Origin of the sequence: Paraburkholderia sp. RL17-347-BIC-D, from assembly GCF_046027915.1 — a bacterium.
In the GTDB taxonomy this organism is placed as follows: domain Bacteria; phylum Pseudomonadota; class Gammaproteobacteria; order Burkholderiales; family Burkholderiaceae; genus Paraburkholderia.
Window position 1 is genome coordinate 316007 of the sequence record NZ_JARESS010000001.1, and the last position, 19147, is coordinate 335153.

Annotated in this window: 17 protein-coding genes; 15 read left to right on the top strand and 2 right to left on the bottom strand. The window is 65.1% G+C overall.

Going from position 1 to position 19147, the window contains the following annotated elements; genetic code table 11:
- The first annotated feature begins 261 nt into the window (after positions 1-261).
- From P0D96_RS01510 to P0D96_RS01550, 9 genes are all read left to right on the top strand, one after another.
- Entirely contained in the window at positions 262-1746 is a 1485-nt protein-coding gene (locus P0D96_RS01510; RefSeq protein ID WP_408176523.1) for a UbiD family decarboxylase, read from the top strand.
- Positions 1739-2362, top strand: a complete 624-nt coding sequence (locus P0D96_RS01515) for a UbiX family flavin prenyltransferase (protein ID WP_408176524.1) — start codon at positions 1739-1741, stop codon at positions 2360-2362. The genes P0D96_RS01510 and P0D96_RS01515 overlap by 8 nt, the downstream gene beginning before the upstream one ends.
- On the top strand, positions 2359-5397 hold the full coding sequence (locus tag P0D96_RS01520; protein WP_408311003.1) for a xanthine dehydrogenase family protein molybdopterin-binding subunit: 3039 nt from the start codon (positions 2359-2361) through the stop codon (positions 5395-5397). Before P0D96_RS01515 ends, P0D96_RS01520 begins: the two co-directional genes overlap by 4 nt.
- Positions 5394-6215, top strand: coding sequence for an FAD binding domain-containing protein (locus P0D96_RS01525; RefSeq protein ID WP_408311006.1), 822 nt, complete (start codon positions 5394-5396; stop codon positions 6213-6215). The genes P0D96_RS01520 and P0D96_RS01525 overlap by 4 nt, the downstream gene beginning before the upstream one ends.
- A 32-nt stretch (positions 6216-6247) precedes the next feature.
- Entirely contained in the window at positions 6248-6769 is a 522-nt protein-coding gene (locus P0D96_RS01530) for a (2Fe-2S)-binding protein (protein WP_408311656.1), read from the top strand.
- On the top strand, positions 6762-8339 hold the full coding sequence (locus P0D96_RS01535; protein WP_408311008.1) for an AMP-binding protein: 1578 nt from the start codon (positions 6762-6764) through the stop codon (positions 8337-8339). The genes P0D96_RS01530 and P0D96_RS01535 overlap by 8 nt, the downstream gene beginning before the upstream one ends.
- 4 nt (positions 8340-8343) lie before the next feature.
- Positions 8344-9150: an enoyl-CoA hydratase/isomerase family protein gene (locus P0D96_RS01540; RefSeq protein ID WP_310815005.1), complete on the top strand. Its 807-nt coding sequence runs from the start codon at positions 8344-8346 to the stop codon at positions 9148-9150.
- A gap of 151 nt (positions 9151-9301) precedes the next feature.
- Positions 9302-9481, top strand: a complete 180-nt coding sequence (locus tag P0D96_RS01545; protein ID WP_408176530.1) for a hypothetical protein — start codon at positions 9302-9304, stop codon at positions 9479-9481.
- A 93-nt stretch (positions 9482-9574) separates the two neighbouring features.
- Positions 9575-10951, top strand: a complete 1377-nt coding sequence (locus tag P0D96_RS01550) for an MFS transporter (RefSeq protein WP_408282010.1) — start codon at positions 9575-9577, stop codon at positions 10949-10951.
- A 32-nt stretch (positions 10952-10983) separates the two neighbouring features.
- On the opposite strand, the gene P0D96_RS01555 is transcribed toward P0D96_RS01550, so the two are convergent.
- Positions 10984-11895 carry a LysR family transcriptional regulator gene (locus tag P0D96_RS01555; protein ID WP_132374310.1) on the bottom strand — a complete coding sequence of 304 codons (912 nt, stop codon included), beginning with the start codon at positions 11893-11895 and terminating at the stop codon, positions 10984-10986.
- Between the two features lie 224 nt (positions 11896-12119).
- On the opposite strand from P0D96_RS01555, the gene P0D96_RS01560 reads away from it, so the two are divergent.
- On the top strand, positions 12120-12914 hold the full coding sequence (locus P0D96_RS01560) for a ProQ/FinO family protein (protein WP_408311011.1): 795 nt from the start codon (positions 12120-12122) through the stop codon (positions 12912-12914).
- A 161-nt stretch (positions 12915-13075) separates the two neighbouring features.
- Here the strand turns inward: P0D96_RS01560 and P0D96_RS01565 are convergent, their stop codons facing one another.
- Positions 13076-14428, bottom strand: coding sequence for a TAXI family TRAP transporter solute-binding subunit (locus tag P0D96_RS01565; RefSeq protein WP_408176536.1), 1353 nt, complete (start codon positions 14426-14428; stop codon positions 13076-13078).
- A 264-nt stretch (positions 14429-14692) separates the two neighbouring features.
- Between P0D96_RS01565 and P0D96_RS01570 the strand changes: the two genes are divergently transcribed.
- From P0D96_RS01570 to P0D96_RS01590, 5 genes are all read left to right on the top strand, one after another.
- On the top strand, positions 14693-15145 hold the full coding sequence (locus P0D96_RS01570) for a DUF2946 domain-containing protein (RefSeq protein WP_408311013.1): 453 nt from the start codon (positions 14693-14695) through the stop codon (positions 15143-15145).
- Positions 15146-15251: 106 nt separating this feature from the next.
- Positions 15252-16148 (top strand): hypothetical protein, encoded by an 897-nt coding sequence (locus P0D96_RS01575; protein WP_408282019.1) that lies wholly within the window; start codon positions 15252-15254, stop codon positions 16146-16148.
- 15 nt (positions 16149-16163) lie between these two features.
- Positions 16164-16556: a copper resistance CopC family protein gene (locus tag P0D96_RS01580; protein WP_408311659.1), complete on the top strand. Its 393-nt coding sequence runs from the start codon at positions 16164-16166 to the stop codon at positions 16554-16556.
- Positions 16557-16691: 135 nt separating this feature from the next.
- Complete coding sequence (locus P0D96_RS01585) at positions 16692-17747, top strand: HoxN/HupN/NixA family nickel/cobalt transporter (protein WP_408311016.1); 1056 nt, start codon at positions 16692-16694, stop codon at positions 17745-17747.
- 337 nt (positions 17748-18084) lie between these two features.
- Positions 18085-19143 carry an NADH-quinone oxidoreductase subunit B family protein gene (locus P0D96_RS01590; protein WP_132374316.1) on the top strand — a complete coding sequence of 353 codons (1059 nt, stop codon included), beginning with the start codon at positions 18085-18087 and terminating at the stop codon, positions 19141-19143.
- Positions 19144-19147: the final 4 nt, after the last annotated feature.

Here is a 19147-nt window from a genome sequence, read left to right on the forward strand (position 1 = left end):
CCATATCAGATAAAGGCCAGCACCGTGTGCCGCGGACGCTCCCAAACCCTCAGCCGACGGTGGCGCATGCGCCCCCGCCCGCGCGGTGTCTATTGATATCCTGCCTACAATTACCTGTCATTGGTGCTAACACGCATATCATCGGGAATGATTCGACGCATCAATAATCAATATTAGAAGTTATACGCTGATCTCGTTACGCTTCCATCATCAACTGGCCGTCCGGTTCGGACATGAAGCCAGGCATTGATGGAGACGTAGATGAATACTCGCGATGCCGCATCGCACGGTACTTTTCACCTGACGTGGGCCCGCCCGTCCGCCGCGCTCACGCTGCGCGACTGGCTGGCGCATCTGGCGCGCACAGGCCGGGTCGCGACGATCGACAAGCCGGTCGCGCTCGAACACGAACTCGCCGCGATTGCAAAGCGGCTGGACGGCACGCAAGCCGCGTTCTTCACGAAGCCGGGCGGTCACGACGTACCGGTGGTCAGCGGTTTCATGTCGCGGCGCGCGTGGATCGCGGAAGCGATGGGTGTGGCCGAGGCCGATCTGCTGGCGCGCTTTCGCGACGCGGCCGATCAGCCGGTTCCTTCGAAGGAAATCCCGCGTGCCGAAGCGGCCTGCCAGCAGGTCGTGCATACCAGCGGCATCGATCTTCACAAGCAGCTGCCGATTCCTACGCATAGCGAGCACGACAACGGGCCGTACATCACCGCGGGTCTCGTGATTGCACGCAATCCGCGTACCGGCGTGCAGAACGTGTCCATCAACCGCATTCAGGTGCATGGACCCGATCGCATGGCGATCCTGCTGTTGCCGCGCCATCTGTATGCATTCCAGAAAACCGCGGAAGAGGCGGGCGACGCGCTCGACGTCGCGATCGCCATCGGCGTCGATCCGTTGACGATGCTCGCCTCGCAAGCCATTTCCCCGATCGATTCCGACGAGCTGGAAATCGCCGGCGCGCTGCACGGCGCGCCGCTGCCGGTGGTCAAGTGCGTGAGCAACGGCGTGAACGTGCCGGCCTTCGCGGAGATCGTGATCGAAGGGCGCATTCTGCCCAACGTGCGCGAACCGGAAGGCCCGTTCGGCGAATTTCCGAAGTACTACAGCGCTCAGGAAGCGCGTGAAGTGATCGAAGTCACCGCGGTGACGCATCGCGAGAAGCCGATCTTTCATACGATCGTGCCGGCGGAAATGGAGCATCTGCTGCTCGGCGCGATTCCGCGCGAGGCGACTTTGCTGGCGCATCTGCAACGTAGTCATCCCAATGTGAAGGACGTGCATCTCTCCGTGGGCGGCGTGTGCCGTTATCACCTGTGGGTGCAGTTCGAAAAGAAGCGCGAGGGCGAAGCGAAGAACGTGATTCTGTGCGCGTTCGGTGCGCACTACGACATCAAACAGGTGGTGGTGGTCGATACCGATGTCGACGTGCACGACCCGGCCGAAATCGAATGGGCGATTGCCACGCGTTTTCAGGCCGATCGCGGTCTGGTCGTGATCGAAGGCGCGCAAGGCTCGCCGCTCGATCCGTCGACCACCGTGGGTCAGCCGGAAGACGCGCCGCCGCATCTGCAAGGCGTGAGCGCGAAAATGGGACTCGACGCTACACGGCCGGTGGTGTACCCGTCGCACGTATTCACGCGGGTGCGCATTCCCGGTCAGGACACGGTGAATCTGGACGCGCTGATCGCCGCCGACAACGCCGCGTTCGACAGCTATCTGGGTGGCGCACATGGTTGAACACAAACGTGAGCGTATCGTCGTGGGCATATCCGGCGCGAGCGGCGCGCTGATCGGCGTGCGTCTGCTCGCCGCGTTGCGGCGCCTCGGCACGCACGAGACGCATCTGATCGTGTCGGCCTCCGGCGCGGTCACGGCGGCGCAGGAACTCGGCATGACGCGCGGCGATCTGGAGCGTCTCGCCGACGTGGTCTACAACGTGCGCGACATCGGCGCGGCCGTGGCGAGCGGTTCGTTCATCACGGCGGGCATGGTGATCACGCCGTGCTCGATGAAGACGCTCGCGGGCGTGGCCAACGGTTTCGCCGACAACCTGCTCACGCGCGCCGCCGATGTGATGCTCAAGGAGCGCCGCCGGCTCGTGCTGGTCGCGCGCGAAACGCCGCTCAATCTCGCGCATTTGCGCAACATGACTTCCGTCACCGAGATGGGCGGGATCGTCATGCCGCCGGTGCCCGCGTTCTATGCGCATCCCACGACCATCGAGGACGTGGTCGACCACACGGTGGGGCGGATTCTCGATCTGTTCGGTATCGAGCATCGCGAGATCGCGCAGCGCTGGAGCGGACTCGCCGACGAATTCGCGCAGCGCCGCGAATCGGGAGCGGACCAATGAATCGGCGCGACACGCTTCACGCAGGCGACACGGCGACGCAGGACCGCGAGCCGGAACTGGACAAGCGCCCGCAGCGTCATCTCGGCCGCCCGATGGAGCGTCTGGAAGATCCCGCGATTCTCACCGGTCGCGGCCGTTACGGCGACGACATCGGCATCCGGCCCGGCACGCTGCACGCCGCCATCCTGCGCTCGCCGCACGCGCATGCCGAACTGGTGTCGATCGACACGGATGCCGCCGCGAAACTGCCCGGCGTGCGCGCGATCCTGACACGCGACGACCTGCGCGCGTGGTCGCGGCCCTTCTTGGTCGGCGTGAAATCGCCGATGGAACAGTGGGCGCTGGCGATGGACCGCGTGCGCTATGTCGGCGAACCGGTGGCGGTGGTGCTGGCGCAATCGCGCGCCATCGCCGAAGACGCGCTCGATCTGCTCAAGGTCGAGTACGCGACGCTCGATCCGGTCACATCGATCGAACAGGCGGCAAGCGACCAGTCGCCGGTATTGCACGAGAAGGTCGGCAGCAACGTGATCAGCGACCGGCACTTCCGCTACGGCGAGCCGGAAGCGGCGTTCGAGAAAGCGCCGCATCGCGTGAAACTGGTCGCGCATTATCCGCGCAATAGCTGCGCGCCGATCGAATGCGGCGTGGTGATCGCGGAGTATCTGGCGGGCGATGAAGGCTACGACGTCACGTCGAATTTCATGGGCCCGTTCTCGCTGCACGCGGTGATGGCGATGGCGCTGAACGTGCCCGCCAACCGTTTGCGTCACAAGGCGCCGCGCGATTCGGGCGGCAGCTTCGGCGTGAAGCAGGCGGTGTTTCCTTACGTTGTGCTGATGTGTCTCGCCTCGCGCAAGGCGGGTGCGCCGGTGAAATGGGTCGAGGACCGGCTCGAACATCTGAGCGCGGCCACTTCCGCGACCGCGCGCGTATCGACACTCGAAGCGGCGGTGGAAAACGACGGCCGCATCACGGCGCTCTCCTACGATCAACTCGAAGACTGCGGCGGCTATCTGCGCGCGCCGGAACCGGCCACGTTCTATCGCATGCACGGCTGCCTGACCGGCGCGTATGCGATCGACAATCTGCTGGTGCGCAACCGCGTCGTGCTGACCAACAAGACGCCGACGGGGCTAGTGCGCGGCTTCGGCGGACCGCAGGTGTATTTCGCGCTCGAACGGCTGATGCAGCGCATCGCGCTCGAACTGAAGCTCGATGTGCTCGATGTGTACCGCCGCAACTTCGTCGCCGCCGATGCGTTCCCGTATCGCGCCGCGGCCGGCGCGCTGCTCGATTCGGGCAACTATCAGGAAGCGCTGCGCCGCGCGCTGGCCGAAGGCGGCTATGACGAACTGCATGCGCGTCGCGAGGCGGCACGCAAGGAAGGACGTCTGTACGGCATTGGCTTTGCGGCAATCGTCGAACCGTCGGTGTCGAACATGGGCTACATCACGACGGTAATGCCCGCCGACGCGCGCAAGAAAGCCGGACCGAAGAGCGGCGCGATCGCGAGCGCGACGGTGAGCGTCGATCTGCTCGGCGGCGTGGTGGTGACGATTGCGTCGACGCCCGCGGGCCAGGGGCATATGACGGTGTGCGCGCAAGTCGTCGCGGACGTGCTCGGCGTCTCGCCGCACGATGTCGTCGTCAATGTCGAATTCGATACACACAAGGATGCGTGGTCGGTGGCGGCGGGCAATTATTCGAGCCGCTTTGCCGGTGCGGTGGCGGGCACGGTGCATCTGGCGGCGGTGCGCGTACGAGACAAGATCGCGCGCATCGTGTCGAAACAATTGGGCTGCGCGCCGGACGATGTCCGTTCTGAAGAAGGCCGCATCTTTGCAAAGGGCGCCGAGGATCGCGCGCAGCCGTTCGGCCGCGTCGCCGCCAATGCGCCGCATTGGGCGCCCGCGCTGTTGCCCGAGGGCGAAGAACCCGGTCTGCGCGAGACGGTGTTCTGGAATCCGCCGAACATGGCGGCGCCGGACGAGAACGATCGCGTCAACACATCGGCGGCCTACGGCTTTGCGTTCGACATGTGCGGGGTCGAAGTGGATCGCGCCACCGGCCGTGTGCGGATCGACCGCTACGTCACCGCGCACGACGCCGGCACGCTGCTGAACCCCGCGCTCGCCGACGGCCAGATTCGCGGCGCCTTCGCGCAAGGGCTCGGCGCGGCGTTGATGGAGGAATTCCGCTACGGCGCGGACGGCAGCTTCCAGTCCGGCACGCTCGCCGACTATCTGATGCCGACCACCTGCGAAGTGCCCGACCCGGTGATCGTGCATCTGGAGACGCCGTCGCCGTTCACGCCGCTCGGTGCGAAAGGACTCGGCGAGGGCAACAACATGAGCACGCCGCCGTGCATCGCGAATGCGGTGGCGGACGCGCTCGGCGTCGACGATATCCGTTTGCCGCTGACGCCTTCGAAAGTGATGGCGCTGATCGGCATCGACGATCCCGCGCCGTCGCGTCCCGAGTTGCGTGAAGCCGCAGCGGCCAAACCGGCGCTGCCGGGCGGCGGCAAGGCGCTTACCGCGCAGGGCAGCGTCGATCTGCCGGCAGCGCCGGAAGCGATTTTTGCCGTGCTGCTCGATCCGAACGCGCTCGCCAAGGTCATTCCCGGCTGCCATGCGCTCGAAGCCGAAGGCACGAATCAGTATCGCGCCGACGTGACGGTCGGCGTCGGCATGATCAAGGCGCGTTTCGAAGCGAAGATCGGCCTGTCGGAAATCGACGCGCCGCATCGGCTGCGTTTGGCTGGCGCGGGCATGTCGTCGCTCGGCAGCGCGCGCGGCAGCGGCCTCGTCGAATTGACGCCGATTGAAAACGGCACGCGTCTTTCGTACGACTACGAAGCCCAGGTGTCGGGCAAGGTCGCGGCGGTCGGCGGCCGCATGCTCGAAGGCGCGGCCAAGGTCGTGTTGCGGCAACTGTTCGAATCGCTCGGCCGTCAGGCGGCGGGCAAGCCGGTTCAAACCGGTGGCTCGTGGCTCTCGCGCCTCTTCGCCCGTTTCAGGAGACAGGCATGAAACCCGCGCCGTTCGATTATCTGCGCGCCATGACCACCCAGCATGCGCTCGACGCCCTCGCGCAAAGCGGCGAGGACGCACGCGTGCTGGCCGGCGGCCAGTCGTTGATGGCGGTGCTGAACATGCGGCTCGCGCAGCCGCGCATGCTGATCGACATCTCGCGCACCGACGAACTGAACTCGGTGCGTGTCGATCACAAGGCGGGCTTGCTGGTGGTGGGCGCGGCGGCGACGCAGGGCAGCGTCGAGTGGCGTGAATCTCTGCGCGACGAAGTGCCGTTGCTGGCGATGGCGTTCCCGCACATCTCGCACTTCCAGATCCGCAATCGCGGCACGGTGTGCGGTTCGATAGCGCACGCCGACCCGAGCGCGGAACTGCCGCTGGTGCTGGCCGCGCTCGGCGGCGACGTGATGCTGCGCTCGAAAAAGAAACATCGCGTGCTGCCCGCCGCCGAGTTTTTTCAAGGCATGTTGATGACCGCGCGCGAGCCGGATGAACTCGTCGAAGCCGTGCGCTTTCCGCTGAAGCGGCCGGGCGAACGCTACGGCTTCACGGAATTCTCCGCGCGCCACGGCGACTTCGCGATGGTTGCTTGCGCGGCCGTCGTGACGAGCGATTCGATCCGCCTCGCGGTGGGCGGCGTCGCGGACCGGCCGGTGGTCGAGCAATGGCCGCGTCTGCGTGACGAGGATCTGCGCAGCGCATTGAACGATTTGAGCTGGAAGTTGGGCGCGCAGGACGACGCGCATATCAGCGCGGCGTATCGCCGGCATCTGGTCCGGCAACTCGGATGGCGCGTAATCGAGGAGGCGAAGTGAGCAACACATCGAACGGCAACGTCGTGCACGTGATGCGGCAGGGCGAACGGCAGTGCGTCACGCTGACGCTCAATGGCCGTGAGCGCAGCGGCTATTGCGAGTCGCGCGAACTGCTGTCGGATTTCATCCGTCACGAACTGGGCGCGACCGGCACGCACGTCGGCTGCGAACACGGCGTGTGCGGCGCGTGCACGGTGCACGTCGACGGCGTGGCGGGACGCTCGTGCCTGATGCTGGCGGTGCAGGCGGAGGGACGCCGCATCGACACCGTGGAGGGACTCGCGCCCGACATGAAACTCGGAGACTTGCAGCAGGCGTTCCAGCGTCACCACGCGTTGCAGTGCGGCTTCTGCACCGCCGGGATTCTGATGTCGTGCGCGGACTATCTGCAGCGCGTGCCCGATCCGAGCGAAGCGCAGGTGCGCGACATGCTCTCGGGCCATCTGTGCCGCTGTACGGGCTATACGCCGATCGTCGCCGCGGTGCTCGACGTGGCTTCGCGGCGCCGGCAAGGCAAGACGGCTGGCGAGACCGTGGAGGCCGCTCATGCTTGACCTCGGCCGAACCTTTCTGCAGAGCGTGGAACGCAGCCCCGATGCACTCGCGCTCGTCGACGGTGAGTTGACGCTGACGTATGCGCAGTGGCATCGACTGATCATGAAGGTGGCCGAAGGTCTGCGCGGCCTGGGCCTCGCGCATGGCGACCGCTTGCTGGCGGTGCTGCAAAACCGCTGGGAAATGGCGACCTTGCATTGGGCCTGCCAGTTCACGGGCGTGGTGATCGTGCCGCTGAACTGGCGTGCGAAACCCGATGAACTCGAATACTGCGTGACCGATGCCGGTGTGAAGGCTATCGTGTACGAACCGGTTTGCGCCGATGCCGTCGCGCAGAGTCCCGCAGCGCAACGTCTGCCGCGTATCGGTCTCGACGACGCGCAGGGCCGCACCGCGAGCTTCGAAACACTGATGGCGCACAGCACGCCGGACGCGCCGAACGCCGGGCACACCTGCGCGAATGCCGACGACTACTCGCTGATTCTCTACACCTCGGGCACCACCGGCAAGGCGAAGGGCGTGCCGCGCCGTCATCGTCATGAACGCGCCGCCGCGCTCGCGCATGTCGCGCAGAATCTGTATGGCCACGGCGAGCGCACGCTCGGCGTGATGCCGCTTTATCACACGATGGGCGTGCGCTCGCTGCTCTCGATGGCACTCGTGGACGGCCTGTTCGTCTGCGTGCGCCGCTGGAATGCGCGCTTCGCACTCGATGCGATTGCGCAGCACAAGCTCACGTGTCTCTATCTGGTGCCGACGCTGTATCACGATCTGCTGGCCGATCCGGCTTTCGCGTCGATTAATACGACGACGGTGAAGAAGCTCGGTTTTGCCGGCGCGCCGATGAACGACGGTTTGCTCAAGCGCCTCTCGGCGGCGTTCGAACCGGAACTGTTCGTCAATCACTACGGCTCGTCCGAGGTCTACACCTTCAGCATCGATCAGGACGCCACGCGCAAGCCGGGCAGTGCAGGGCGCGCGGGCATCAACACGCGTTTGCGCGTCGTCAGGCTCGACGCCCACACGCCCGAAGACCTCGCGCAAGTGGGCGAGGAAGGCCAGATCATCGCCGACCTGCTCGGCGACGAAGCCTTCGAAGGGTACTGGAACCGTCCCGATGCGAACGCCAAATCATTGCGCGACGGCTGGTATTTCACGGGCGACACCGGTTTCTTCGACGCGCAAGGCGACCTGTACGTGTCGGGCCGCGTCGACGACATGATCATCAGCGGCGGCGAGAACATCTCGCCGGTCGATATCGAGTCGGTGCTGTCGCTGCATCCCGCGGTCGACGAGGTCGCGGTGGCCGGCGTGAAGGACGAGCGCTGGGGCCAGCGCGTGGTCGCCTTCGTCAAGCGCCGCGATTACGTCGACGCCGACACGCTCGATGCGCACTGCCGCACCTCCGACCTCGTCAACTTCAAGCGTCCGCGCGAATACGTGTTCGTCGACGACATACCGAAGTCGCCGGTCGGCAAGATCCTGCGCCGCAAGCTGTCCGCGGGCGAGTACCAACGCGACACGCGCGGCGAATCCATTGCACGTCACACGGAAACCACCAAGGAGTAACCTCATGACCGACCTGACCCACCGCGGCCAGAGCCTGCTGCAAGATCTCGACGGCTTTTCCATCGAGATCGACGCGCAACGCGAGCGGGCCGACATCATCCTGCACCGGCCGCCGCTGAACGTGATTTCGATGCATGCGCGCGACCAGTTGCGCGCCGCCTTCGAGGCGCTCGACGAAGATCCGCGCGTGCGCGTGATCGTGGTGCGCGCCAAGGGCGAGCACTTTTCGAGCGGCGGCGACATCAAGGGCTTTCTCGAAGCATCGCCGGAAACCGTGTCGAAGCTTGCCTGGAATATCGCCGCGCCCGCGCGCTGCTCGAAGCCGGTGATCGCCGCCAACCGCGGCTTCTGTTTCGGCGTGGGCTTCGAACTGTCGCTCGCGTGCGACTTCCGCATTGCCACCGACACCACTTTTTACGCGCTGCCGGAACAGAAGCTCGGCCAGATTCCGGGGTCGGGCGGCTCGGCCCGTTTGCAGCAGATGGTCGGCATCGGCCGCACCAAGGACATCGTGATGCGCTCGCGCCGCATTCCGGGCAAGCAGGCCTACGAGTGGGGCATCGCGGTCGAGTGCGTGGCCGACTCGGAACTCGAAGCCACGACCGACGCGCTGGTGGACGAGCTGCGCGCGTTCTCGCCGCTCGCGCAACGCACCGCGAAGAAGCTGCTCAACGACACCGAGGACGCGCCGCTGTCGATCGCGATCGAACTCGAAGGGCACTGCTATAGCCGTCTGCGCACTTCCGACGATTTCCGCGAAGGCGTCGAGGCATTTCACGGCAAACGCAAGCCGGTGTTTCGCGGAAGTTAATGCGACCGCCGCACGACGGCGAATGGGAAGACAGCGGCCAGGTTGCATGGGATCGGAGTAAGCGCTAAAGCGCTAACTCCGGTCGACAGCCTTGCATGGGACCGGAGTAAGCGCTAAAGCGCCAACTCCGGTCGACAAAGGAGACAGGGGGATGGAGCGTTTCTTCACGCGGGGTCAACGCATGTCCGCGCTGCTGGCCGAGTCGGGCGCGCTCGAAGACTTCATTGTCCCGGCTATCACGATGGCCGAAAAAATCGCCGACGCGATGCTCGCGCGGCGCGAGGCAAACGCAGCATCGAATACGGCGCCGCTCACCGCGGCCTCGCCATAAGGTTTCTTAACACCACCAAGAGCGCGCGCAAGAGAGCGTGCCTACAAACGCGGACGATCGAGAGACGGCCCGCTGACAGTCAAGGAGATGACGATGTCCGTAGCAGCGCAAAATGGCGCCGCCTTGCCCGCGGTAGACCAGCGGCAAGTGATGGGTGCGGTAATGGCCTCGTGCCTCGGCTGGGCACTGGATCTGTTCGATCTGTTCGTGTTGCTGTTCGTCGCGCCGGTGGTGGGGCGGCTGTTCTTCCCGTCCGAACACGCGATGCTCTCGCTCGCCGCGGTTTATGCGTCGTTTGCCGTGACGCTGCTGATGCGCCCGCTCGGCTCGGCATGGTTCGGCTCCTATGCGGATCGCCACGGACGCAAGGGCGCGATGATCATCGCGGTGGTCGGCGTCGGTCTTTCCACGGCCGCGTTCGGCGTGCTGCCGACCGTCATGCAGGTGGGCCTCGCCGCGCCGATCCTGTTCCTCGTGTTGCGCCTCGTGCAGGGCGTGTTCGTGGGCGGCGTGGTGGCGTCGACGCATACCATCGGCACGGAATCGGTCGCGCCGAAATATCGCGGCGCGGTGTCGGGGCTGATCGGCGGCGGCGGAGCAGGCCTCGGCGCGTTGCTCGCCTCGCTCACGTATCTGGCGATGTCGGCGCTGTTCCCCGGCCCATCGTTCGATGTGTGGGGCTGGCGCTGCATGTTCTTCACCGGCATCATCAGTTCGGTGCTCGGGCTGTTCGTTTTCAGCAGCCTCGAAGAGTCGCCGCTGTGGAAGAAGCTCGCCGCCGAGAAGGCCGCCAAGGCCGCGGCGCAGAAGCTCGATGCGCCCGTCGAAATCGTGCGCTCGCCGGTGCGCACGCTGTTTTCCCGCGACTATCGCTCGATTCTGTTCGTCAACCTGCTGCTGACCATCGGCGGCGGCAGCGGCTATTACCTGACCTCGGGCTATCTGCCGACCTTTCTCAAGGTGGTGAGCCACGCTCCGAACGGTGCCGCGGCGGCGATCCTGCTGATCTGCAGTGTGGCGGTGGTGATCGCGTCGGTTGCGGCGGGGCATCTGAGCACGTTCATCGGGCGCAAGAGCGCTTTCATCTGGCTCGGCCTGATTCGCCTGTTCGCGTTGCCCGCGCTGTTCCTGCTGCTGCCCACGGCGCAAAGCATCACGATGATCGGCGTGTACGCGGTGATTCTCAGCGCGCTTGGCAGTGCCGGCTACGCGCCGGTCCTGATCTTCCTGAACGAACGGTTTCCGACGGCGATTCGCGCGACCGGCACGGGGCTTTCCTGGAACATCGGCTTCGCGATCGGCGGGATAATGCCGACCGCCGTCTCCCTGGTGGCGAAAGACGCGAGCGAGTTGCCGATGACGCTGGCGATCTTCGTCGGGGCGATCAGCGTGATTTTCCTGATCGGCGCGTTCGTCGTGCCGGAAACGCGTGGGAGGCTTGAGGAGGGGCCCGTGCGCGAGGCGGTTTAGGTCGCGGGTTGGGCGGGTGGCCTGGCGACGTTTCAGCCGGCCGGGACACCGGTAGTCACACGCCGGATCTCCTCGCCGATGATATCGATCAGCGCATGCGCCGCCGGCCCGATCGGCCGCTTCGGATGGCTCACGCGGATGATGTGCCGCACGATCGGCGGCGACGCGATGGCGCGCGCGCACAGCACGCCTTCGTCGACCTTGCGCTGAACCACCACGCGCGGCAGGATCGTCGCGACGCCGCTCTGTTCGACGAACTGCACGATGGTGTTGAGCAGGTCGATCTCGAACTTCGGCTTGATGACCACGTCGGCGGCCAGCAGCGCCGCGTCCAGCACGCCGCGCAAGCCATTGCGGCGGGTCGGCAGCACCAGTTCGATGCCGGCCAGTTTCGCGAGATCGACGGTCGGCGGCAGGTCGGGGCCGAGCGCGGCGCTCGTCACCAGCACCATTTCCTCGTCGAGCAACGGCACCACGTCGAGCGTGAGACGCCCGCGCGGCTTGTTGATGATGGCCGCATCCAGCCGGCCGGCTTCGACCGCGTCGATCAACTGCGCGCTGAAGCCGTCGGCAACCGACACTTCGACCTGCGGGAACATCGCGTTGAATCTGGCGAGCGACTCCGGCAGCACGCTTTCCGCCTCCGACGACACCATGCCGAGCGACACCCGCCCCGTGACGATCGCATCCTGCCGGCTCAACTGGTCGCGCGCCCGTTCGATGTCGCGCATGATCGGCGTGTACAGGCGATACATCTGGCGCGCCGCGTCGGTCGGCGTCATGCCGTGCGGCCCGCGTTCGAAGAGTTTCTGGCGCAATTCGGTTTCGAGCTTCGAAATCTGCATGCTGAGCGCGGGTTGGACGATATTGAGCCGTTTCGCCGCGCGCGTGACGGAGCCGTCTTCGAAAAGCGCGATGAAATACTGGATTTGCTTGAGGTCCATGAAGCGCGGGAGCGGGGCCGGGAAGGGACAAAAAGGGGGCGGAGACGGGGCCGGAAGGGGGCGGGAAGGGCCGCAAACATCGAGTTTAACCGTGCCGCGCCGAGCCTACAGGGTAACACTCGCGCAACCCCGCACGGAGCCTCGCGCGGCGCGGCTCGCGGCGTCGTCACGAGCGTGTTTCCTTACGCTGCTACAATCTCGTCTTTCTCGATTGATTGTGCGCTATGGGTTTCGAACAACTCGCTGAACTGAAGAAGCAATTGGCCGCGGCTCGCCGCGAGGCTGCGCCTGCCGCGAAGTCCGGCGCCAAGCCTGCTTCGAAGGACGCTTCCAAGCCCGCTAAGGACGCTTCCAAGCCTGCTGCAAAGGACGCGTCCAAGCCGGGCGCGAGGCCTGCCCGCAAGCCCGCGCCGCCGCGCCGTGCCGCGCCCGCAGCCGCGTCCGACGCTAAACCGCCAGTGGACGCGAAGCCCGTGGATCCGGTGGTGAAATCGATCGGGCGGCTGCAGAAGCGCTTCCCCATTGCCTTCCCGAAGAATCCGGCGCCCAAGCTGCCGCTCAAGGTCGGTATTTTCGAAGACCTGGTGGTGCACGCCAAGGACCTGTCGTTGAGCGAAGCGGAATTGCGCGACGCGATCAAGACGTGGTGCCGTGGCAGCCGCTACTGGAAATGTCTCGTGGAAGGCGCGGCTCGCGTCGATCTGACGGGCGCCGAGGCGGGCAAGGTCACGGCGCAGGAAGCCGCGGGCGCGCAGCGTCTGCAGGCGCATCGCGCAGCCAGGGGTGCGCAGAAGGCGGCAGCCGGTGCGGCGAGCGCGAATGCGAATGCGGCCGGCGAGACGGCCACGCAAGCGACGGCTGAAGTAGCCTCGCAAGCGTCCACCGAGACAGCCGCGGAGCCGAACGCTGAAGCGGCCACGCAAGCGCCCGCTGAAGCGACCACGCAGGCCACTGCCGAAGCAGCGAATGCGCCGGCCGAGGCCGCCACGGCTTCGCAGGACGGCGAAGCGAAGGCGTAAGGCGTAGGCCGGCTCGACGAGCCGGCCGGCTGATCGGTGACACCGCACACGAAAATGTGCAGGACACCCGGCACGAAACCGCGCCCGAAGTCTCCCACGCAGCTTCCGGCCGAACCGCCCAACTACCCGTCACCCAAAAAGCGCAAAACCCGCCACCCCGCCTAGGGGTGGCTGCCTAGCCGCGACGCAGCCCCCAGCCGGCTGCGCACGAAGCCGACGTGTTCGCGCAGCACATAGAACGCGTCGGCGTAGGCGAGCGGCATGCGCAGCCGATTCAACGAATCCTCGATCTGATCCAGTTCCGCGAAGAGCCGCGCGCGCTCCTCGTCGGTCGAATCGGCGAGCGCACCGCGTTCGATCGCAATCAGCGAACCATAATAGCGATAGATGCGCGAGCGCACCCGCCAGCGATAGAGCGCCGGAATCAGGCGCATGGCCGGGAACAGCAGCACGGCCATCGGCAGCAGCAGAACGAGCGTGCGGTCGCCGATGCTCGCCAGCCAGAACGGCAGCGTGCGATACAGAAAGCTCTTGCCCGTCTTGTAGTAGCGCTGCGCGTCTTCGCTGATCTGATATTCGCGTGCGACGGGACTCGGAAATTCCCCCGCGCGCTGCAACAGGCCCGGCATGCCATGCACTTCCTGCGCCGCTTCGATCAACAGATCGGAAATGGCCGGATGCAGTGTGGTACGGGCCACCAGTTCGACGGTCGGACTGATCAGATGCACCGTTTCGGGCGGAATCCTGCGCTTCAGATCCAGCACGCCGGCCGGCAGGTCGATCTGGTCCAGATAGGGAAAGAGACGCGTATACGCGTTCGCTTCGGCGAAGTTCATCACCGACACGCCGGGCACCTTGAGCAGGCGCAGCATCAGGCCGCGCGTGGCCGAGTCGCCGTTCAGGATCGCGGCGTCCACGTCACCCGCCACCAGTTGGGTGGCGGCCTGCATGCCGTCGCTCGGCACCAGCGTGGTGTCGCCGCCCGGCTCGATGCCGTTCGCATCCAGCAGTTTGAGCGCCAGCAGCCGCGTGCCGCTGCCTTCGCGGCCCACCGCGACGCGTTTGCCTTCCAGTTGCGAAAGCTGGCTCAGGCCCGTGCCGCGATAGAAGACCACCACAGGAATATAGAAAACGCTGCCGAGCGACATCAGCGACGAGGTGTCGAGGCCGTCGGCGACGCCGCCTTGCACGAGCGCGACGTCGACGCGCTCTTTCGGGTCCAGCAGACGGTGCAGGTTCTGCACGGAGCCGTCGGACTCCAGCACGTTCAGCTTGATGCCGTTGCGGGCGAGAATTTTCTTGTACTGCTCGGCGGCGACGAGAAACGAGCTGTCATGCGGACCGGCGCTCAGGGTGATCGTCTTGGGCGGCGCCGGATCGACCAGCCAGACGACCAGCGTGACCATCAGGATGATGACCCCGGCCACGACGACATAGAGCAGGGTGTGGTCGCGCCACTCGGCATGCGGCTCTTCGCCAGGAAAGTGCGGGGGACGCGGGCGCTGCGCTTTCATGGACACTCCGTGCCGAGCCGGGATGATCGCATTGTCCACCGTCCGCGGTGGGTTTGGCGTCGGCAGTTTGCTCTATTGACCGGGCGGTCGCGAAGCTCTTGCCGGTTGGCGACGCGGGCCCTCCGCGCGGCTCCTTCGAAGACGTGCGCTGCATGCGTGGTGCATGAGTGAAATGCCCAACATAACTGCCGCATCAGGACCGGAATGCGGTATCGACCGTGGCATAATCCGCGACAGCTTCCTCATCGTGTCGCCGGGCGCATCGTGAGTCGTTTCTATCGGAAGATCGGCAGTTGGCTGGGATTGTTCGCGATCCTGATGGCCACGCTCGCTCCGACGATCTCGCACACGCTCGCCGCACGCAGCGATGAAAGCGGCATGTCAGCCGAGCATTGCGACATGCCGTCGATGGCGTCCATGGGTTCGATGGACTCGATGGACTCGATGCAGGACGACACGCCGGACGCGACATCGGTCACGTCGAGCGCGCCGGATCCAGCAGGCGACAAACACGCCGACCACACGGCCATGTCCGACGGCGACCTCTGCGGCTATTGCAGCCTGCTCGCCCACATGCCGGCCGTGCCGAGCGTCGAGGCACTGTTCGTCGTCACCGTCCGCGCTGTGCAGCACACTGTCGCGACCCGCTTCGAGAGCGTGCGCCGCGTCGAACCGCTCACCTTCGCTCAACCCCGGGCACCTCCGTCCGCATCCTGATTCGAGTCACCACGGCGCGATGCATCGAATGCATCGCGGTTGCCGCCGCGCGTCCCTATCGACTGCGTGCGCCGGCATTGTCACGACCCATGAAACAGGATGAATCATGCTTACCCACACAACGCCCCGCAGGCAACCGCTGCGCGCGGCGGCGCTTTTCGCGGCCACTGCCGGCGCATTGTTGTGCGCCCCTTCGCTTGCCGGCGCTCACGCGATTGCGGGCAACCGCGTCTTCCCATCGACGATGGCCGTCGACGACCCCGGCGTCGGCGACGAAGCCAACCTTCAGTTCGGCCATCAACGCGTGCCGGGCGACAACGGCGACCAGAGCATCAACACCTTCGACTTCGAATACGACAAGCTGATCACACCTCGGCTCGCGGTGTCCGTCGACGGCACATATGCAATGCAGAACAATCCGCGGGCGCACGGCTTCGACAACTTCGGCGTTGGCTTGAAGTACCTGCTGTACGTCAACGACGCGCACGAATTCATGACCTCGGTCGGTGTGGATGCCGAACTCGGCGGCACGGGCAGCCGCGCGATCGCCGACAACTTCTCGACAATCTCGCCGACCATCTTTGCCGGCAAGGGCATGGGCGATCTGCCCGATTCGCTGGCGTATCTGCGGCCGATCGCCATCACGGGCGAAGCGGGACCGGCGCTGACCACCGGCGCGGGACAGCCAAACGCCTTCAATTACGGCTTCACCGTGCAGTACAGCTTGCCGTATCTGCAACAGCATGTGCGCGATGTCGGCCTGCCGCAGCCGTTCGCCAACCTGATTCCGCTGGTGGAAATTCCGTTGTCCCGCAGCCAGGGGCAGACGACCGGCACGGTCAATCCGGGCTTTATCTGGATCAACCGTTATGGGCAGTTCGGCGTCGAGGCGCAGATCCCGATCAATCGTGCGAGCGGCTCGCATGTGGGCATTCTGGTGCAGGCGCATATTTTCTTCGACGATGTCGCGCCGACCACGATCGGCAAACCGCTGTTCCAGTAACGCAGGAGAGTGATGATGAATGGCACGATGAAACACCGACGTTTGCGCGGCACTAACTCCGTGGCGAAACTGGCGGCGCTGTGCGCTGGCCTCGCGCTCGCGGGCGCGGCCTTCGCTCACGTGTTCCCTCAAAAGCAGGAGCCGGGAGCGGGCGCGACGGTGGCCTCGCCCGCGCAGGTGCGGGTGATTTTCGACGGGCCGCTCGAAGCGGCGTTCAGTTCGCTGACGGTGACCGACGCGAGCGGCAAGCAGGTCAACACGCAGAAGGCCGCGGTCGACGAGCATCAGCCGGCGCTCATCGCCGTGGCGCTGCCGCCGCTCGCGGCCGGTCACTACACGGTGCATTGGGTGGCCGTGGCGTCGGACGGACATCGCACGCATGGCGACTATGCGTTCAATGTGAAATAGCCTGAAGGGGTGATGCGCTGCGTCATCCATCGAGCGATGGCGCAGCGTGTGAAAAGGTCTATTATCGAAAAGACGCCTCGCGCGCCTGGCTGTGCAAAGCAGCCGCCTTCGCCTTCGCTCCGGGGAGAAGAACACATGACGGAGTTCGTGAAGGCGTTTCCGATAGCGGCATCCGGCCATCGGCGCCGGCGGATCGCGTGGCTCTACGCGTTGCTACTGACCTTTAATCTCGCGGCGTGGCTTGCGGCCTTCATGGCGTTTCGCGGCTATCCGCTGCTGATGGGTTCCTGTCTGCTGGCTTACTCGCTCGGTTTGCGGCACGCCGTGGACGCGGACCACATCGCCGCCATCGACAACGTTACGCGCAAGCTCATCCAGTCCGGTCAGCGTCCGCTCACGGCAGGGCTCATGTTCTCGCTCGGCCACTCCACCATCGTCGTACTGGCCACGCTCGGCATTGCCGTCACCGCGATGGCCTTGCAAACCCGGCTGAGCGGATTCAGGGAAACGGGCGCCATGATCGGCACGCTCGTGTCGACGTTTTTCCTGTTCGCCATTGCGCTGCTGAACCTCGTCGTGTTGCGCTCCGTGCTGCGTGCGTTTCGGCGCGTGCGCCGCGGCGAGCCCTACGTCGACGAAGATCTCGACATGCTGCTCGCCAATCGCGGTTTTCTCGCGCGCCTCTTCCGGCCGCTGTTCCGCCTGATCACACGAAGCTGGCACATGTATCCGCTCGGCTTTCTGTTCGGCCTCGGTTTCGACACCGCGACCGAAGTCGGCTTGCTCGGCATTTCCGCGGCGGGCGCCGCGCAAGGCATGTCGATCTGGTCGATCCTCGTGTTCCCGGTGCTGTTTACGGCGGGCATGACGCTGATCGATACCACCGACAGTATCCTCATGCTGGGCGCTTACGGCTGGGCCTTCGTGAAGCCGGTCCGCAAGCTCTACTACAACCTCACCATCACGACGATTTCGGTGCTGGTGGCGCTGCTGGTCGGCAGCATCGAAGGGCTTGGGCTGGTAGCCGACAAGCTGCATCTGAATGGCGGATTCTGGCAGGCGGTGGCGGTTCTCAACGATAACTTCGGCATGCTCGGCTATGCGATCGCCGGCGTATTCGCGGCCGCCTGGTTATTGTCCGTGGCGGTCTACAAATGGCGGCGAATCGGGGAGATGGAGATCCGTTCCTGATTGGTACGCAACGGCAGATCAGTTTGGCGCAAACCCTTAAGAGCTATCGTCAGAGAATTGAATAGAGCGTGTGGATGCGGCTATCGCGGCGCGCGAAGCTTCGCGAATAAGCTATGAAAATTGGGTTATTCCGAATCGCTGACCTATACTCGAAAAAGTTTTGCGGGCTCATTGCGGTGGGCACCATTCAAACGAAAACATGCAGCAAATCCGATCTTTTTAACCGCTCCCCACGCGGAAATTATCCCTGATCGATTGCTGGACACGTGACTGCCGTGCGGCGCTCGCCACGTATCTTTGTTTGTCCAAAAGAACGTGAACGTCGTGGAGACACATCATGGCAGAAGCAGACAACGTCCCCTATGGGCGCAAGACTCAGCACGCGCCGGCCCTCAAGGAAGTGCACATCATCTGGATCACCGCGGGCCTCGGCTGTGACGGCGATTCGGTCTCCATTACCGCCGCCACCCAGCCGAGTATCGAGGACGTGATACTCGGCGCGATTCCCGGCTTGCCGAAGGTCCATTTACACAATCCCGTGCTGGCGTATGAAAACGGCGACGAGTTTCTCAAGCCGTTTCATCAGGCCGCGCGTGGCGAGCTGGACAACTTCGTGCTGGTGATGGAAGGCTCGATACCCAATGAGCGGATCAATCGCGAGGGCTATTGGGCCGCCTTGGGCACCGACCCCGATACGGGCGACCCGATCACGATTCCGCAATGGCTCGACCGGCTTGCGCCACGCGCGTTGGCGGTGGTCGGCGCGGGAACCTGCGCGACGTATGGCGGCATTCACGCGATGCAGGGCAACCCGACCGGCTGCATGGGTCTCGCCGATTATCTCGGCTGGGACTGGAAGTCGAAAGCGGGTCTGCCGATCGTCAACGTGCCGGGATGTCCGGTGCAGCCGGACAACTTCATGGAGACGCTGCTCTATCTGCTGTATCAGCTCGCGGGCCTCGCGCCCATGATTCCACTCGACGACGCGTTGCGGCCGAAGTGGCTGTTCACCCGCACCGTGCACGACGGTTGCGACCGGGCGGGTTCGTACGAGCAGGCGATCTTCGCGACCGAATACGGCAGCCCGAATTGCATCGTCAAGCTCGGTTGCTGGGGACCGGTCGTGCAATGCAACGTGCCCAAGCGCGGCTGGATGGCGGGCATCGGAGGCTGTCCGAACGTGGGCGGCATCTGCATCGGCTGCACGATGCCGGGCTTCCCGGACAAGTTCATGCCGTTCATGGACGAGCCGCCCGGCGCGGTGCTGTCGTCGAATCTGATCAGGAGCTATGGCCCGCTGATCCGCAGCTTGCGCAAGCTGACCAAAAACACGCTCAACGATGAGCCGAAATGGCGTCATAACCGTTCGGAACTCACCACCGGTTACCGTCGCTGAGCGG